Origin of the sequence: Pseudofulvibacter geojedonensis, from assembly GCF_042675745.1 — a bacterium.
Lineage (GTDB): Bacteria > Bacteroidota > Bacteroidia > Flavobacteriales > Flavobacteriaceae > Pseudofulvibacter > Pseudofulvibacter geojedonensis.
Genome location: NZ_JBHTJM010000008.1, coordinates 111558 through 127633, shown reverse-complemented (window position 1 = coordinate 127633; position 16076 = coordinate 111558). Strand labels below are relative to the sequence as shown.

Below are 16076 nucleotides of genomic sequence, written 5' to 3'. Positions count from 1 at the left end.
TACTTTTTAAGCTTTTTAAATTAGCCTACAAAAAAGAAAAATCTATATACAAATAATCTCTCCTATTTAAAAGATTCATGTAATATTCCGTAATTTTACCCGATTAAAAATTTGCCTCAAGAAATTAGCAGATGAATAAAATAGATATTACAAAAGTAGATCCTAAAGAAAATATCATTATTAAAGGTGCCAAATTACATAACCTTAAAAATATTGATGTTGTTATACCTCGTAATAACCTAGTAGTTATAACTGGTTTATCTGGTTCTGGTAAGTCTAGTTTAGCTTTCGATACTTTATATGCTGAAGGTCAAAGACGTTATGTAGAAAGTTTATCATCGTATGCTAGGCAGTTTTTAGGTAAATTACACAAACCTAAAGTAGATTACATTAAAGGTATTGCTCCTGCAATAGCTATAGAACAAAAAGTTAATTCTACCAACCCAAGAAGTACGGTTGGTTCTACTACAGAAATTTATGATTACCTTAAATTACTATATGCTAGAATAGGGAAAACCTACTCGCCTATTTCAGGTAAAGAAGTAAAAAAGCAAACCGTATCTGATGTTATAAATTTTATTAAAACTTTAGAAGAACGAAGCAAACTATTATTATTAGCTCCCATTATAGTAGAAGAAGGAAGAACTCTAAAACAAAAAGTAGACATTCTACAAAAACAGGGGTTTGCTAGAATAAAAGTTGACGAAGCTGTTATTAGAATTGAAGAATTTGATGAAAAGGAAGTCAACAATATTCAACTAGTTATTGATCGAATTATTGTTAAAAAAGATGATGAAGATTTTTATAATAGATTAGCTGATGCCATACAAGTAGCATTTTACGAAGGAAAAGGTCAATGCAGTATAGAAAATCTTAGTGATAGTTCTACTACTCATTTTAGCAACTCTTTTGAGTTAGATGGAATGACTTTTTTAGAGCCCAATACTCATTTATTTAGCTTTAACAATCCATATGGTGCTTGCCCTACCTGCGAAGGGTATGGAGATACTATTGGAATAGACCAATCATTAGTTATACCAGATACTTCTTTATCTGTCTATGAAAACGCTATTTTTCCTTGGAGAGGCGAATCTATGAGTTGGTATAGAGACCAGTTGGTAAATAGTGCTTATAAATTCGACTTCCCTATACATAAACCATTTTTTGAGTTATCTGAAAAAGATAAAGATTTAATTTGGTCTGGAAATAAACATTTTACTGGTTTAAATGAATTCTTTGCTGAATTAGAAGAAAAGAGTTATAAAATACAAAACCGTGTAATGCTTTCTCGTTATAGAGGTAAAACAACTTGTACTACTTGTAATGGTAAACGATTACGTAAAGAAGCTAACTATGTAAAAGTTCAAAATACTTCAATTTCAGATTTAGTAGAAAAACCTATTAAAGAACTAAAAGAGTTCTTTACTAATCTATCTCTTAATGAATTTGATAAACAAATTGCAAAGAGATTACTAAAAGAAATCACTACACGATTAGAGTTTTTATCTAATGTAGGATTAGACTACTTAACTATTAACCGTAAATCGAATACCTTATCTGGAGGCGAAAGTCAACGAATAAACTTAGCCACTTCTTTAGGGAGCAGTTTAGTTGGATCTATGTATATTTTAGACGAACCAAGCATTGGTCTACACCCTAAAGACTCTGAAAGACTCATTAAAGTATTACTTTCATTAAGAGATTTAGGTAACACTGTTATAGTAGTAGAACATGATGAAGATATTATGAAATCGTCTGACGCTATTATTGACATTGGTCCAGAAGCTGGTACCTTTGGAGGTGAAGTTGTAGCTACTGGTAGTTATAAAGAAATATTAAACTCGGATTCTTTAACAGCGAAATACTTAAATGAGCAACTAAAAATAGAAGTTCCCAAAAAACGCAGAACTTCTAAAAACAAAATAACTATTGAAGGGGCTCGAGCCAATAATTTACAAAATATAACAGTAGATTTTCCGCTTGATATGTTAACAGTAATCACTGGAGTTTCTGGAAGTGGAAAGAGTACTTTAGTTCGTAAAATAGTATATCCTGCTATACACAAAGCTTTAGGTGGTTATGGAGAAAAAGCTGGGGAATACTCTAAATTATCTGGCTCTTACAAGCATATTGAAAATATTGAGTTTGTAGATCAAAACCCCATTGGAAGGTCATCTAGATCTAACCCAGTTACTTACATAAAAGCATATGACGACATTAGAAGTTTATTTGCTAACCAAAAAGTATCTAGAATAAGAAATTACCAACCCAAACACTTTTCTTTTAATGTAGATGGAGGAAGATGTGAAGTTTGTAAAGGAGAAGGTGAAGTAACTATAGAAATGCAATTCATGGCAGACGTTCATTTACATTGTGAAGCTTGTAATGGAAAGCGCTTTAAAAAAGAAGTTCTTGAAGCTACTTTTCAAGGAAAGTCCATTCATAATGTGTTAACAATGACGATTGACGAAGCGCTAGCATTCTTTAGTTTACACGAACAGAAAAAAATTGCTACAAAACTACAACCGCTACAAGATGTAGGTTTAGGTTATGTACAACTAGGTCAATCATCTTCTACATTATCTGGTGGAGAAGCCCAACGCATAAAACTCGCTTCTTTTCTAGTTAAAGGAAAAAGAACAGCAAAAACCTTATTCATTTTTGACGAGCCAACTACTGGCTTACATTTTCATGATATACAAAAACTGCTTAAATCTTTTAATGCATTAATTAATTCTGGTCATTCCATTTTTGTTATTGAACACAATTTAGAATTAATTAAATGTGCCGACTATATTATTGATTTAGGACCAGAAGGAGGTAACTTAGGAGGTCAATTAATAGCTACTGGAATACCTGAAGAGATTGTAAAGAACCAGAATTCTATAACTGGCAAGTATTTAAAAGAGAAGATTAATGCATAAGCTTGCTTACAATTATATTTTTCAGAATGCCTTTGATACTTTTAAAGTTTTTGAAACCATAACATACAAATCATTTGGTGTTGTTATAGAAGGGCACTCAAAATCTATATGGCAAATATTGAATCATATAATTATTTGGCAAAGTTTTCAAATTAATCAAATAACAAATAACATCTAAATATATTTTTAGCGAAGAAGACTCTTGGATAAAAGACATTTCTCCAAAAAATAAGGAAGAGTGTCAATCCAAGATAAATGAATTCAATTTTCAAATTACTTCTATAGAAAATATCATTTCTAATTTAAATGACTCAAATCCAACTTTGAGTAAAGACCTTAATATATTACAAGAAATTAGCACACATTTATCTTTTCATTTAGCAGAAATCATACTAATTGGGAGACTTTTAAACGTATACCCAAAGCCATCTGAAATGCATGCTTTTTTAAATAATTAGATTTCTTAATTCCATTTTCAGAAAGTCATTCATTCTTCCTTTTACAAAAGCAATGCATGAATAATTCTTAAAACCACATTTTATCTTGTTTTTCAAACACTTCATCGAAGTATTAGGAGCTTCTATAAATCTATTCTCATTTCCTTGACAATCTCCCGAAATTGCACTAGTTAGTCAATGATAAAGAATATCGATTCTAAATCTTGGCACGCTCTTTGAAAATCATTAAGTGTATAGCGTAAGCCGAAAAGCTAAAAACGAGTAGGCAGGACTTAAAACTTAATGATATGAAAAAATTAGTAGTATTAACAGCCGTTTTATTATCAACCTTTTTAACTGCTTTTGCAAACGAGTCCAATAATAGAAATACAACTGTAGATTCTCGTTATGGATTTAACAGACCTTTCATGTTTAATGAAAGAGGTGTTGAGTTTTTTGTATTCCCAAACGGAGAATTCGATTTTAACACGCATCCTACTCATTTTAGAGGAAGAAGAACTAGTATTAACACCACCTATGGAGCACCAGGGAGAAGAAGGGGGCATTATTACCATAACAGCGGAATACGTATTGAGCATGATCACTTAGGAAGGGTTAGAAGAGTTGGTAATGTATTTATTAACTACGATCGTTCTGGAAGAGTAAAAAGAGTTGGTAGTGTATATATGAGATATAACCATAGACTATTAAATCAAATTGGCGGTATGCATATTGCTTACGATTGCTATGGAAGAATTATAAGAACAACTGGGTATATTAAGTATAATAGCGGTTGTAATGTCTGTGGAGTTACAAGCTGTGGTATTAATCATAACGACTATTATTCTGGACCTGATTATGATTTTGATGATGATGGGTACTATGGAAATGATGACGACATGTATTACTACAGAAATAACGGAAAGAAAAAAGACAAAAAATCGTCTAATAGACGATAATTAAAAATATGAATTTTTTGGTTGGTTAGTTTGAAAAGCCCTCGATGTACTTTGTACTAGAGGGCTTTTCTATTTTCTTCTAATTGAAAAAAGAAATTTTCAGGGTTATCTACATAAAAAGCTATACTTGTATAGTTCTTCCTTAATCCATACAATCTATTAACAATATTTGTATTTTTTAATTGAATTATAATATTATGCGACTCTAATTTTCCTAAAGGCGATAAAAATACAACATCACTTCCCTCCTCTAACTCTTTTGATGAAAGAACTACTTTTTTAATATCATGTAATGAAACAATAGTTTCGCTTAAAATTCCATACCTAAGAATTAAACTCTCTCCCTTAAGTATTATGGGCCTTTTCATAATAGATTTTAAAAAACCTATGATCTGAATAGCCGAATAGATACTAAGGGCGGTTAATACCCAGGCAAAAGTTTCACTCCATTTAGCTAATAACACATGTAATACAGATAATTCAATCGTTATGATTAATAACAACCCCAAAAACAGTCCTACAGAACCACTATTTTTATGATAACTATATTCATTAATACTTAAACTTTCTTTTTTCCAATGAATAAAACTATAAAATAAGACACTTATTTCTGTAGCAAATAATTGACTTATTTTATTTGGTAAAATTGTACTTGCTGACTGCTTTAAATTATCATAAAAATCTTGATATCTAAGTTTATTCCTTCTAAATTCCTTTATAAGTTTATATAAATTTATTGTTAAAAATATAAATACACCTAGCTCTACTAGAGGGAATACATATGTTATAATAATCTGTAAATATTGTTGATTTTCAACTGGAATAAATTTAGAAGCTAACAAAATACCTAAAACAAAAACAGGTACAATGGTTAGCTTAGGTATGGCTGTTTTTCTAATTAATAAATAATAAACTAGCGGTATTGTTAGTAATAAATCTGCAATAATAGCATTAGAGAAAATAAATGGTTGGCTTTCAAAAGGTAATCTGGTTGTTAAAAACAAACACGTTAATAATAAAACTAAAGGAATACCAAATATTAAATAAAAAGGAAGTTGTTTTTTTACTAGCATAACTTACTTTGTTTCTATATAATTAGTATCTAAAACAAAGTAAACGTTACAACTTTATTTTTTTAATAAACTTGCTAACCTACGTGTTAATTCTTTTCTATGATATTGCTGAATTCCTAAACCATGAACAGTTAGCTTACTTTCTTGGTAAGCCTTAAAATAATTCACTATCTGTTCTTTAAGTACAGTTATATCGTCTGTATAATTAAATGACTTGCCTGTATTTGTTTGAGTTATTATTTGTTTAAAATCTGCTTGCTCAGGACCAAATGCTAAAATAGGTCTTCCTGATTGTATATACTCATATACCTTACCTGGAATTATACACTTGGTTTCAGGTGAATCTATTTCTATTAATAATAATATTTGAGACTGCCTCTGAGCTATTTGAGCTTCTTGATGCGAAACATAACCTACTAAATTAATATGTCTCTCTAAACCAAATGATTGAATCGAATCTAACACATCTCTACTAACAGCTCCAATTAATTGTAATTGAAAAGCTTTTGAAAAGGCAACATCGTCTTTTATCAGCTCTGATAATGCTTTCCATAACACTTCTGGATTCCTACCAGTTAATAATGAACCGATATGAGATATTGTAAACTTTTGATCTAATGAGGTATTTCTAGAAAAATTAACATCATCATAACCATTAGTAATCACTTCAATAGGTCGACTGGTTATTTCTTCAAATTCTTTTTTAGTTGTAGGGCTGGTAACTAGAATCTGATTAGCTTTTTGCAGCACTTGTTTTTCTAAAGTTTTATGCTTTGCTTGAGATTTTTTAGTAAGCTTCAATTTGTTATGATAACCAATTGTTGTCCATGGGTCTCTAAAATCTGCTAGCCAATGTACCTTTAATTTTTCTTGCAATTGTAAACCAATTAAATGCAAACTATGTGGTGGGCCAGTAGTTATAATAGTATCTATATGATTCTCGCTAATATATGTAGACAAATAATTAACCGATGGCTTAACCCAATATTTGCGAGCATCTGGAATAAAAAAATTACCGCGAACATAGAGCAATAACTTCTCTACAAATGATTGTTGTTGAACATTGATTAAACCAGACGAAATGGTTTTAGTTTTCTTTTTAGAGAATATACTAGCTAATTTATAAGGCTCAAATATTGGCTGTTTTAAAATCGTTAATTCATCAGAAATTTCATCTAATAAATTCTCATCTACTAAAGGGTAACTAGGATTTTCTGGAACATAAACAATAGGTTCAATTCCAAAATCAGGCAGATATTTTACAAACTTAAGCCAACGCTGTACCCCAGGACCTCCTGCTGGTGGCCAATAATAAGATATGATTAGAATTTTTTTCAATTAAGCTTATCTTTTCAACTCAAAATACACCCCTCCTAAAACCAATAACATTAATAATATTGAGCTAGCTAAAGTTATAGTACTTCCTGTTTTAATTACTTGCGGTTCAAACTTAAATTCTATTGTATGTTTCCCTTTTGGTATTTCTAAACCTCTTAGTAAATAATTAATTTTAAAATGTGATACATCTTTACCATCTATAGAAGCGTTCCAACCATTTTTATAATACATTTCAGAAAACACTCCTACTCCATTATTACTATTGTTAGACTCATACACCAAATGATTTGGCTTATACGATGTTAACTTTATAGTAGCCAAAGAATCTAACTCATAAGTTGGTTGTAAGCTAGCTTGATTTTTTTGTACAACAGCTTGCTCATTTAGCTTCAATCTATCTAAAGCAAGAATCTCTTGATCGGCATTATCTACAGTCTCAACTTTATTTACAAACCATGCATTTCCATAAGCATAAGGATTATTTAAAGCTACTGTTTTCCCTTCACGTTCTTGAATTACATACTTAATATTTAGCATGTTAATAACGTCTATCTTATTTTTAGCCACATAGAACTCATAAATATCTTGTGCTCGTTTAGGTTTTGCACCATGATAACCACCAAAGGCTTTGTGAAAATAAGATGCTCTGGCACCTTCAAACCTATCTAAAACTCTGTAATGACTTTTATCTTTTAAAATTTGTTTATCTGCTTCTGTAGCTTTAAATGGTTTATTTACCTGAATGGCTGACACAAATGCATCATCGTTTACATAACGCCTATCTACTCCAACTAAATCAAAAAGCATCAAACACCCTATAATTAATAATGCAATATTTTCTTTTAACTTATCAACCATACTTAACCATAGAACAGCAGCGGTTAACAATACAAAAGTCAATGTTCTTAAAATATCGCTCGTAAATAAATTAGCTCTTTCCTCTTTTACTGCATTTAAAAAATCAACTCCAAACTGCTCTAATAGCATCCCGTCTCTGGTCCCTACAAAATCAAATACAGATCCACTTAACGCTAAAAACAATAACAGTAAGCCAGAAGTAATTGCAGTTGTATATAACAAGGCTTTCTTCTTTTTATCTTTTTGCTCATAATCGTTCATAAAACGGTACAATCCAAAAATAGCTAGAATAGGAATAACCATTTCTACTATTACTTGCATAGAAGAAACAGCTCTAAACTTATTGTATAATGGCACATAATCGATAAAGAAATTGGTTAGAAAACTAAAATTCTTACCCCACGAAAGCATTAGAATTAACCCTCCACCTATTAACACCCATCTTTTTAATCTTCCTTTTACTAAAAACAGCCCTAAAACAAACAAAAAGATACATACGGCGCCAATATAAGCTGGAGCAGATACACCTGGTTGGTCTGCCCAATACATCATACTTCCTGCATATTCTTCTGCTGTTTTTCGAGGAACTTGATACCCCTTTTCTCTAAAAGAATTTTGCATGGCCTTAATTACTTTGGCGTCTTTAGGTAATGGCTCATTAGTTGATCCACCAAATAAACGAGGAACAAACAAATTGAAACTCTCACCTATTCCATAACTCCAATGCGTTATATACTCTTTATCTAAACCACTAGACACCACTTTTTTTGCCCCTAAAGCGTCTATAGTTAATTCACTTTTACTTCTAGTACTCTCATTGGCATATTCTTTAGTAGCCATTAAGTTTGTGGCATTTAACCCTAAAGATAAAATAACCCCAGCCGTTAAAATCCCTACTGAAGTAAAATAGTGTTTCAATTTTTTCTTTTTAAATGCATCTGCTAAATAAACTAAACCAATTACGCCGATAAGGATTAATAGATAATAGGTCATTTGTGGGTGGTTTGCATTTAACTCAAGTCCCATTGCTAAGGCTGTAAGTAGAAACCCAAAAATATATTTCTTCCTAAAAACAAGAAAAATACCTGCTAACACTAAAGGCATATAAGCTATAGCATGAGCTTTAGCATTATGTCCGACTCCTAAAATAATAATGTAGTAAGTAGAAAAACCAAAAGCAAAACTACCAAGCAACGCATATCGCCAGTCAACCTTTAAAACTAATAACAGAATATAAAAACAAAGAAAATATAGAAAAACATAGTCTGCTGGCCTCGGAAGAAAACGCAAAACTTTATCTAATTTTTTAATATAATTATGAGGATATTGGGCTCCTAGCTGGTATGTAGGCATTCCTCCATATGCTGCATCCGTCCAATAAGGTTCAGACTTTTCAGTTTCTCTAAAATCATTTTGCTGTTTAGACATCCCTATATATTGGGTTATGTCTGATTGTTTAATTTTTTTTCCTTGTAAAACAGGAGAAAAATACAATACACTAGCAACAATAAACAATAAAACTGCTATTAAATGGGGTAATATTTTTTTAAAATCCATGAGGCTAGGTTAATCTATTTCTTCGAAATCAATATATTCTCCAACTTTTTTAGTTGACTTTCTCTGTATAGGCTGCTCTTTAGGCTGAGCTGTATTTTGATGTTGCTTAAAGTGTTCGTTCACTTTTTCTTCCATTTTTTTTGCCGCATACTTCATTAAAAATGGAGCAAACATTTTTGCTAAAAATTTAATAGCATAATATACTGCTATTAAAATTAAAATAGTTTTTAATAAACCTGTAAAAGAGGCTTGGTAAACCATATATAAACTGTTAATTCTATTAATTTATTAAACTGCTCGCAGTTCTTACAAATCTACATAAAAAAATGTAGGCTCAATACTATTTAACTTTCTTTATAAACTCCTTAATATTTTAAAAGAAAGTGTATTTTTATATCATAAATGCATTTTACTACGTTAGTAATATATAATTTAAGTTTACCACTTATGAATCTACTCAAAAAAATAAGCCTTTTAACTATACTTCTTTTTAGCTACTGTTCATATGCTCAATATACAGAAACAATAAATTCTAACAGGCCTGGTGCCTCGTCTGGAGCATATTCTGTTGGCATAAATGTTATACAAGGTGAAGCAGGGCTATTTTACACAAAAAATAAGCATGAACTTAGAAATCAAGACTTTGGAGGTGCTGGAATAGACTATGAATTTAGATACGGTGTATGGAAAGAAGAGTTTGAAGTAAACTTATCTGGTAGTTTTCAGTATGGAATACTCAATGACAATGTTTCTGGCGTAAGAACCAAACTAGGAAACTTTAGAAGCAATACTATTGGTGCTAAGTATTTATTTTACGATCCTTATAAAAACTACGAAGACAAACCTAACTTGTTTAGTTGGGAGGCTAATCATAAGTTCAAATGGCGTACATTAATTCCTTCTATAGCTGCTTATGCTGGAATGAATTTTAATTTAACAAATACGCCTTTTGTTTACGGTAGTAATTTTAATTTTAAAGGAATAGAAGAACCTACTATTTCACCTAAAATAATGATTATTACTCAAAATAATTGGTCTGGAGGATGGGTTTTTACCATGAATTTTATTGGAGACCGTGTGTTTATGACAGATCATCCTATCTATTCTTATATTCTTACTCTAACCCATGCTATTAATCAAGATATGGCTGTTTTTGCTGAGCACCAAGGAATTAGAAATAATATTTACGCCGATTCTTTATTTCGATTTGGTGGAGCATATCTGTTTAACCAAGATATGCAATTAGATTTAGGAATTACTTTAAATACCAAAAACACACCTTCTGTTTTTGGTTTAAATGTTGGTTTTTCTTACAGACTGGATTTTCATGTAGATCCAGATAATGAAAACAGTGCAGAAGACGAACAAGAGAAAAAAGATAATAAGGCTGGAAAAAACAGAAAGAAAAAGAAAAAAGATGGTAGCGGCCAAAAAGAACAGAAAAACAAAAAAGACGAAATAGACTTTGACGAATAAAATATAATCAGCTAAAAATCAGAGCCTTAATTTCTTAAATCACAATATTTTCATTAAATTTGGGTAATAGTAATTTTATAAATTATTATTACCCATTTCTATTAGTCCCCAAAGAACATATTGCATTAAAGCAAACAGTTATGAACTTTAACACACGGGATTATGAGGCATTTTTACTTTTTATTCAGCATATTCATTACAATTGGTATTTATGCTCAAGAAAATGAGCAAGAAAAATTATCTAAAGATTTATACCAAGACACTAAAGCTTTAAAAAAGGCCTATTATGAGCAGCTTAAAAATGAACATGATACAAAAAGCCTAGAAGTTTACACTCAACGCAAAAATGAAAGTGTTAGAAAGTTTTTAAACCACAAAACTCAAACCCTTAAACAACTTGAGGCTGAAAAAAATGAACGAATAGAAATTCAAGAAAACATTGCTGATAATAGAAATGCTAAAAGAATAGCTTTGTCTGATGAAGTAGAATTAAAAAAAATCACTCGAAAAAATTATCATCAAAAAATGAAAGCGTTGAAAAAATCTAAAAAAGTAGATTTAAAAAAGAGTAATAGTAAGAAAATAGAAGAACGCCTTGAAAAGAAAGAGGCCGATTACAAATCTAACAAACAAGCCTATAAATCTAAAATTGACAAACGCAGGCAACAAATGCTTATACGTTACACTATAAACTAGCTAGTAACTAACTAATAAAAAAATAGCGCGAACTTTCATTCGCGCTACTTTTTGTGTTTTATATCAAGAACTTATTCTCCCATTGCTTCAGCTACTGCTGCAGACAACCTTTTGTAAGTTCCGTTTTCTAAACGTTCTCTAATACCAGAAAATGCGTTTAATGTATCTTCTATATCTTGTGCGGTATGTGACGCGGTAGGAATTAATCTAAGTAAAATCAATCCTTTAGGAATAACTGGATATACAACAATAGAACAGAAAACTCCAAAGTTTTCTCTTAAATCTTTAACTAAAGCCATTGCTTCTGGTATACTTCCTTTTAAGTAAACTGGAGTAATACAAGTTTGCGTTGTTCCTAAATCAAAACCTCTTTCTCTTAAACCTCCTTGAAGTGATCGTACATTCTCCCATAACTTATTCTTAAGCTCAGGCATTGTGCGTAACATATCTAAACGTTTTAATGCACCTACTACCAATTGCATTTGCAATGATTTGGCAAACATTTGTGATCGCATATTGTACTTCATATAATCTATGATTTGCTGATCTGCAGCAAAAAATGCTCCGGTACTAGCCATAGACTTTGCAAAGGTTGCAAAATATACATCTATTCCGTCTTGTACACCTTGTTCTTCTCCAGTACCAGCTCCAGTTTTACCTAGAGTACCAAAACCATGGGCATCATCTACTAGTAAACGGAAATTGTATTTTTCTTTTAGCGCTACTATTTCTTTTAACCTACCTTGCTCTCCACGCATTCCAAAAACTCCTTCAGAAATTAATAAAATTCCTCCTCCTGTTTTCTCAACTAACTTCGTAGCTCTTTGCAAGTTTTTCTCTATACTTTCAATATCATTATGCTTGTAAACAAAACGTTTACCCATGTGCAAACGAACACCATCTATAATGCAAGCGTGAGTATCTACATCATAAACAATAGCATCTTCTTTCGTTACTAAAGAATCGATTGCAGATACCATACCTTGGTAACCAAAGTTTACTAAATATGCAGCTTCTTTACTAACAAACTCTGCTAATTCATTCTGTAATTGTTCATGTAGTTCTGTATGACCAGACATCATTCTAGCCCCCATAGGATAAGCAGAACCGTACTTTGCTGCAGCTTCGGCATCTACTTTTCTAATTTCAGGATGATTAGCAAGACCTAAATAATCATTAACACTCCAAGTAACTACTTCCTTTCCTTGAAACTTCATTCTATTAGAAATCTCTCCTTCAAGCTTAGGGAATACAAAATATCCTTCAGCTTGTTCAGCCCATTTTCCTAGAGGTCCTTTGTCTTTGTAGATTTTATCAAATAAATCTCTCATTCATATTCGTTTTAGGTTCAGCAAGCAAAAGTAACGAATAAAATATTGACATCATAATATTTTTATAAACAAAAAAAGCGTCTTTATTTACACAAAGACGCTTTTTATATATGGTGTTAAATACTATTTTACGTATTCTATTTTCTTTGGATCTTCTTCATGAACACTATCATAAAATCCTTGATTGTTCATCCATTCATCGTTATAAATTTTACTCATATAACGAGATCCATGATCTGGCAACATAACTACAACATTACTTGTTTCATCAAAAAATCCTTCTTCTGCATACTGTTTAGCAGCTTGCATTGCCGCTCCGCTAGTGTAGCCTACAAACATCCCTTCTGTTTTTGCAAGTTCTCTTGCAGAATGAGCTGCCGCTTCGTCTGTTACCTTCATGAATTGATCAATGGCATCAAAATCTGTAGCCGCAGGAATTAAGTTTTTACCTAAACCTTCAATTCTATATGGATAAATTTCATTTTTATCAAATTCTCTATTCTCGTGGTAATGCTTTAAAACAGAACCAAAAGCGTCTACACCTAAAATTTTAATATTTGGATTTTGCTCTTTTAAAAAACGAGCCGTTCCAGATATAGTTCCCCCTGTTCCACTACAAGCTACTAAATGAGTAATCTGACCATTGGTCTGATTCCATATTTCTGGACCTGTAGAATGATAATGTGCATCAATATTTAACTCGTTAAAATATTGATTGATATAAACAGAACCTTTTATTTCTTCATGTAACCTCTTTGCTACTTCGTAGTAAGACCTAGGGTCATCTGCACTAACATTTGCAGGACAAACGTAAACTTTTGCCCCCATAGCACGTAGCATATCTATTTTATCTGGTGATGATTTAGAACTTACAGCTAAAATACAATCATAGCCTTTTATGATACTAACCATAGCGATACTAAAACCTGTATTACCAGATGTAGTTTCTATAATTGTATCTCCAGGTTTAATGATGCCTTTCTTTTCTGCTTGTTCTAATATATATAACGCAATTCTATCTTTTGAAGAATGCCCTGGATTAAAAGCTTCTACTTTTGCGTAAAAGTTTCCTTGTAACGAATTAGTTGCTTTTTGTAACTTAATTAATGGTGTATTTCCAATTAATTCCAAAACATTATTGTAAGCTTCTATTTCTTGCTTCATAAAGGATTAAAGTTTTAGGTTATTGTTCGAACATAAAAAATGATGTTAAAACAACCGTGCAAAGGTAATTATTTTTTTTAATTACTTAGAAATACCTTCTAAGTCTAGTATAAATGCATACTCTTCAGCTACTTCTTTTAAAGCTTCAAATCTCCCAGAAGCTCCGCCATGACCTGAATCCATATCACATCTAAATAATAATAAATTATCATCTGTTTTCAACTCTCTTAACTTAGCTGTCCATTTAGCCGGCTCAAAATACTGTACTTGAGAATCATGAAAACCAGTTGTAATTAATGTATTTGGATAAGATTGCGCTACTACATTATCATAAGGTGAGTATGATTTCATATAATCGTAATATTCTTTTATGTTCGGGTTCCCCCATTCATCATACTCTCCAGTTGTTAAAGGAATAGAGTCATCTAACATTGTTGTTACTACATCTACAAAAGGCACTGCAGCTACAACTCCGTTATAAGTCTCAGGACTCATGTTCATTATTGCTCCCATTAACAAACCTCCTGCACTTCCACCCATTGCATACAAATGATCTGCAGAAGTATAATTTTTCTCTATTAGAAATTTAGAACAATCAATAAAATCTGTAAATGTATTCTTCTTCTGTAATAATTTACCATCTTCATACCAAGGCCTTCCTAAATATTGACTTCCCCTAATATGAGCAATTGCATACACAAAACCTCTATCTAACAAACTCAAGCGAACGGTTGAAAAATAAGGATCTATTGTTGAACCATACGAACCATATGCATACTGTAACAAGGGCGTATTTTTATTTAATTGGGTATCTTTTCTATATACCAACGAAATAGGTACTTTTTTTCCATCTCTAGCTGTTGCCCATACACGTTCTGATGTATAATTGTCTTTATTAAATTTTCCCCCAAGAACCTCTTGTTCCTTTTTAATTGTTTTCTCTTTGGTCTCCATATTAAAATCTATAGTAGACGCTGGAGTTGTTAAAGAATTATAACCATAACGCAATATATTGGTATCAAAATCTAAATTTGTTGAAGTATACGCTGTATATGTTTCGTTATCAAATGGTAAATAATAAGACTCTTTTTGGTCCCATCTAGATATTTTTATTTTAGATAGTCCGTTTTCTCTTTCGCTTATTACTAAATAATCTTTAAAGATTTCTATATCTTCTAATAAAACGCTTTCCCTATGGGGGATTAAATCTGTCCAATTATCTTGAGAGGTTTTTGACTCTGGAGTAGTCATTAACTTAAAGTTTGTTGCTCCATCCTTATTAGTAATGATATAAAATTTATCGCCATAATGAGCTATATCATACTCTAAACCTCTTTCTCTTTTTTGAAAAACTTTAAAATCTTCTTCTGGTGTATTAGCATCTAAAATTCTATACTCATTTGTTAGCGTACTATTAGACCCAATAATTATATATTTTTTAGATTTAGACTTGAAAACAAAAGTATTAAATGTTTCATCTTTTTCATGAAACACCTCCTTATCGTTAACCGCATTTTCTCCTAAAAAATGTTTATAAACTCTATCAGACCTCAATGTAACAGGATCTTTTCTTGTGTAAAACAAAGTCATATTATCATTTGCCCAAGTAGAACCTCCTGTAGTATTATTTATTGATGTTGGTAAAATTTCATTAGTCTCTAAATTCTTTATCTGTAAAGTGTACTGTCTTCTACTAACAGTATCAACAGCAAATGCTGCTAATTTATTATCAGGACTCACATTTATTCCTTTCAAGCTAAAGTAAGAATGTCCTTCTGCCATTTCATTACAATTAAATAACACTTCTTCTTTAGCTGTTAAAGAATCTTTTTTTCTTATGTAGATTGGGTAATCTTTTCCTTTCTCAAACTTAGTTATATACCAATAACCATTGTATTTATAAGGAACAGAACTATCATCTTCTTTAATTCTTTCTTTCATTTCCTCAAACAGTGATTTTTGAAAATCTTCTGTATGAGCCATTTTTTTATGATAATAATCATTTTCTCTTTCAAGGTAGTCAATCACCTCTTCATTTTCTTTCTCATTTAACCAAAAGTAATTATCTACTCTAATATCACCATGCTTTTCTAGAGTTTTAGCCTTTTTATCTGCTAAAGGCGGCTGAATAGTCTTTACTGTCTCCATTGATTTTTCTTTTTTACAAGCAACCGCAAAAATAAGGGTAAGTACTAGTATTGAAAGTTTTTTTATCATTAATTTATTATTTTTGAAGCCTAAATGTAGAAAAACAAACAATAAC

At 31.2% G+C, this 16076-nt stretch carries 12 protein-coding genes; 5 read left to right on the top strand and 7 right to left on the bottom strand.

Translation table 11 applies throughout. From position 1 onward, the window contains the following. Window positions 1-131 precede the first annotated feature (131 nt). The 3 genes from uvrA (at window position 132) to ACFQ1O_RS07740 (ending at window position 4320) form a co-directional block, all read left to right on the top strand. A complete protein-coding gene (gene uvrA, locus ACFQ1O_RS07750; protein ID WP_377715073.1) occupies window positions 132-2924 on the top strand; it encodes an excinuclease ABC subunit UvrA in 2793 nt (930 codons plus the stop codon). After that, window positions 2917-3102, top strand: a complete 186-nt coding sequence (locus tag ACFQ1O_RS07745; protein WP_377715071.1) for a hypothetical protein — start codon at window positions 2917-2919, stop codon at window positions 3100-3102. Before uvrA ends, ACFQ1O_RS07745 begins: the two co-directional genes overlap by 8 nt. A gap of 567 nt (window positions 3103-3669) precedes the next feature. Then, window positions 3670-4320, top strand: a complete 651-nt coding sequence (locus ACFQ1O_RS07740; protein WP_377715069.1) for a hypothetical protein — start codon at window positions 3670-3672, stop codon at window positions 4318-4320. A 56-nt stretch (window positions 4321-4376) separates the two neighbouring features. On the opposite strand, the gene ACFQ1O_RS07735 is transcribed toward ACFQ1O_RS07740, so the two are convergent. Genes ACFQ1O_RS07735 through ACFQ1O_RS07720 form a run of 4 tightly spaced genes read right to left on the bottom strand, consistent with a single transcriptional unit; the run spans window position 4377 to window position 9407 of the window. After that, window positions 4377-5393 (bottom strand): hypothetical protein, encoded by a 1017-nt coding sequence (locus ACFQ1O_RS07735; RefSeq protein WP_377715067.1) that lies wholly within the window; start codon window positions 5391-5393, stop codon window positions 4377-4379. Window positions 5394-5447: 54 nt separating this feature from the next. Continuing rightward, window positions 5448-6731 carry a glycosyltransferase gene (locus ACFQ1O_RS07730; protein WP_377715065.1) on the bottom strand — a complete coding sequence of 428 codons (1284 nt, stop codon included), beginning with the start codon at window positions 6729-6731 and terminating at the stop codon, window positions 5448-5450. A gap of 6 nt (window positions 6732-6737) precedes the next feature. Further along, window positions 6738-9146, bottom strand: a complete 2409-nt coding sequence (locus ACFQ1O_RS07725) for a YfhO family protein (protein WP_377715063.1) — start codon at window positions 9144-9146, stop codon at window positions 6738-6740. A gap of 9 nt (window positions 9147-9155) precedes the next feature. After that, window positions 9156-9407, bottom strand: coding sequence for a DUF4834 domain-containing protein (locus tag ACFQ1O_RS07720; RefSeq protein ID WP_377715061.1), 252 nt, complete (start codon window positions 9405-9407; stop codon window positions 9156-9158). A 186-nt stretch (window positions 9408-9593) separates the two neighbouring features. Between ACFQ1O_RS07720 and ACFQ1O_RS07715 the strand changes: the two genes are divergently transcribed. Then, window positions 9594-10622 carry a transporter gene (locus tag ACFQ1O_RS07715; RefSeq protein ID WP_377715059.1) on the top strand — a complete coding sequence of 343 codons (1029 nt, stop codon included), beginning with the start codon at window positions 9594-9596 and terminating at the stop codon, window positions 10620-10622. A 162-nt stretch (window positions 10623-10784) separates the two neighbouring features. Next, the gene (locus ACFQ1O_RS07710; protein WP_377715057.1) at window positions 10785-11318 is read left to right on the top strand and encodes a hypothetical protein; all 534 of its coding nucleotides are present in this window, start codon (window positions 10785-10787) and stop codon (window positions 11316-11318) included. A 71-nt stretch (window positions 11319-11389) separates the two neighbouring features. Here the strand turns inward: ACFQ1O_RS07710 and ACFQ1O_RS07705 are convergent, their stop codons facing one another. The 3 genes from ACFQ1O_RS07705 to ACFQ1O_RS07695 all read right to left on the bottom strand — a co-directional run bounded on the left by ACFQ1O_RS07705 (window position 11390) and on the right by ACFQ1O_RS07695 (window position 16030). Continuing rightward, window positions 11390-12649 carry an aminotransferase class I/II-fold pyridoxal phosphate-dependent enzyme gene (locus ACFQ1O_RS07705; protein ID WP_377715055.1) on the bottom strand — a complete coding sequence of 420 codons (1260 nt, stop codon included), beginning with the start codon at window positions 12647-12649 and terminating at the stop codon, window positions 11390-11392. 123 nt (window positions 12650-12772) lie between these two features. Beyond that, a complete protein-coding gene (locus tag ACFQ1O_RS07700) occupies window positions 12773-13813 on the bottom strand; it encodes a PLP-dependent cysteine synthase family protein (protein ID WP_377715053.1) in 1041 nt (346 codons plus the stop codon). Window positions 13814-13894: 81 nt separating this feature from the next. Beyond that, a complete protein-coding gene (locus ACFQ1O_RS07695; RefSeq protein WP_377715051.1) occupies window positions 13895-16030 on the bottom strand; it encodes a S9 family peptidase in 2136 nt (711 codons plus the stop codon). Between the last annotated feature and the right edge of the window lie 46 nt (window positions 16031-16076).

What these genes read in the sequence shown, in the direction of transcription:
- uvrA (WP_377715073.1), top strand. Translation starts at nt 132, where the DNA reads ATGAATAAAATAGATATTACAAAAGTAGATCCTAAAGAAAATATCATT.
- ACFQ1O_RS07745 (WP_377715071.1), top strand. Translation starts at nt 2,917, where the DNA reads ATGCATAAGCTTGCTTACAATTATATTTTTCAGAATGCCTTTGATACT.
- ACFQ1O_RS07740 (WP_377715069.1), top strand. Translation starts at nt 3,670, where the DNA reads ATGAAAAAATTAGTAGTATTAACAGCCGTTTTATTATCAACCTTTTTA.
- ACFQ1O_RS07735 (WP_377715067.1), bottom strand. Translation starts at nt 5,393, where the DNA reads ATGCTAGTAAAAAAACAACTTCCTTTTTATTTAATATTTGGTATTCCT.
- ACFQ1O_RS07725 (WP_377715063.1), bottom strand. Translation starts at nt 9,146, where the DNA reads ATGGATTTTAAAAAAATATTACCCCATTTAATAGCAGTTTTATTGTTT.
- ACFQ1O_RS07720 (WP_377715061.1), bottom strand. Translation starts at nt 9,407, where the DNA reads ATGGTTTACCAAGCCTCTTTTACAGGTTTATTAAAAACTATTTTAATT.
- ACFQ1O_RS07715 (WP_377715059.1), top strand. Translation starts at nt 9,594, where the DNA reads ATGAATCTACTCAAAAAAATAAGCCTTTTAACTATACTTCTTTTTAGC.
- ACFQ1O_RS07710 (WP_377715057.1), top strand. Translation starts at nt 10,785, where the DNA reads ATGAGGCATTTTTACTTTTTATTCAGCATATTCATTACAATTGGTATT.
- ACFQ1O_RS07705 (WP_377715055.1), bottom strand. Translation starts at nt 12,649, where the DNA reads ATGAGAGATTTATTTGATAAAATCTACAAAGACAAAGGACCTCTAGGA.
- ACFQ1O_RS07700 (WP_377715053.1), bottom strand. Translation starts at nt 13,813, where the DNA reads ATGAAGCAAGAAATAGAAGCTTACAATAATGTTTTGGAATTAATTGGA.
- ACFQ1O_RS07695 (WP_377715051.1), bottom strand. Translation starts at nt 16,030, where the DNA reads ATGATAAAAAAACTTTCAATACTAGTACTTACCCTTATTTTTGCGGTT.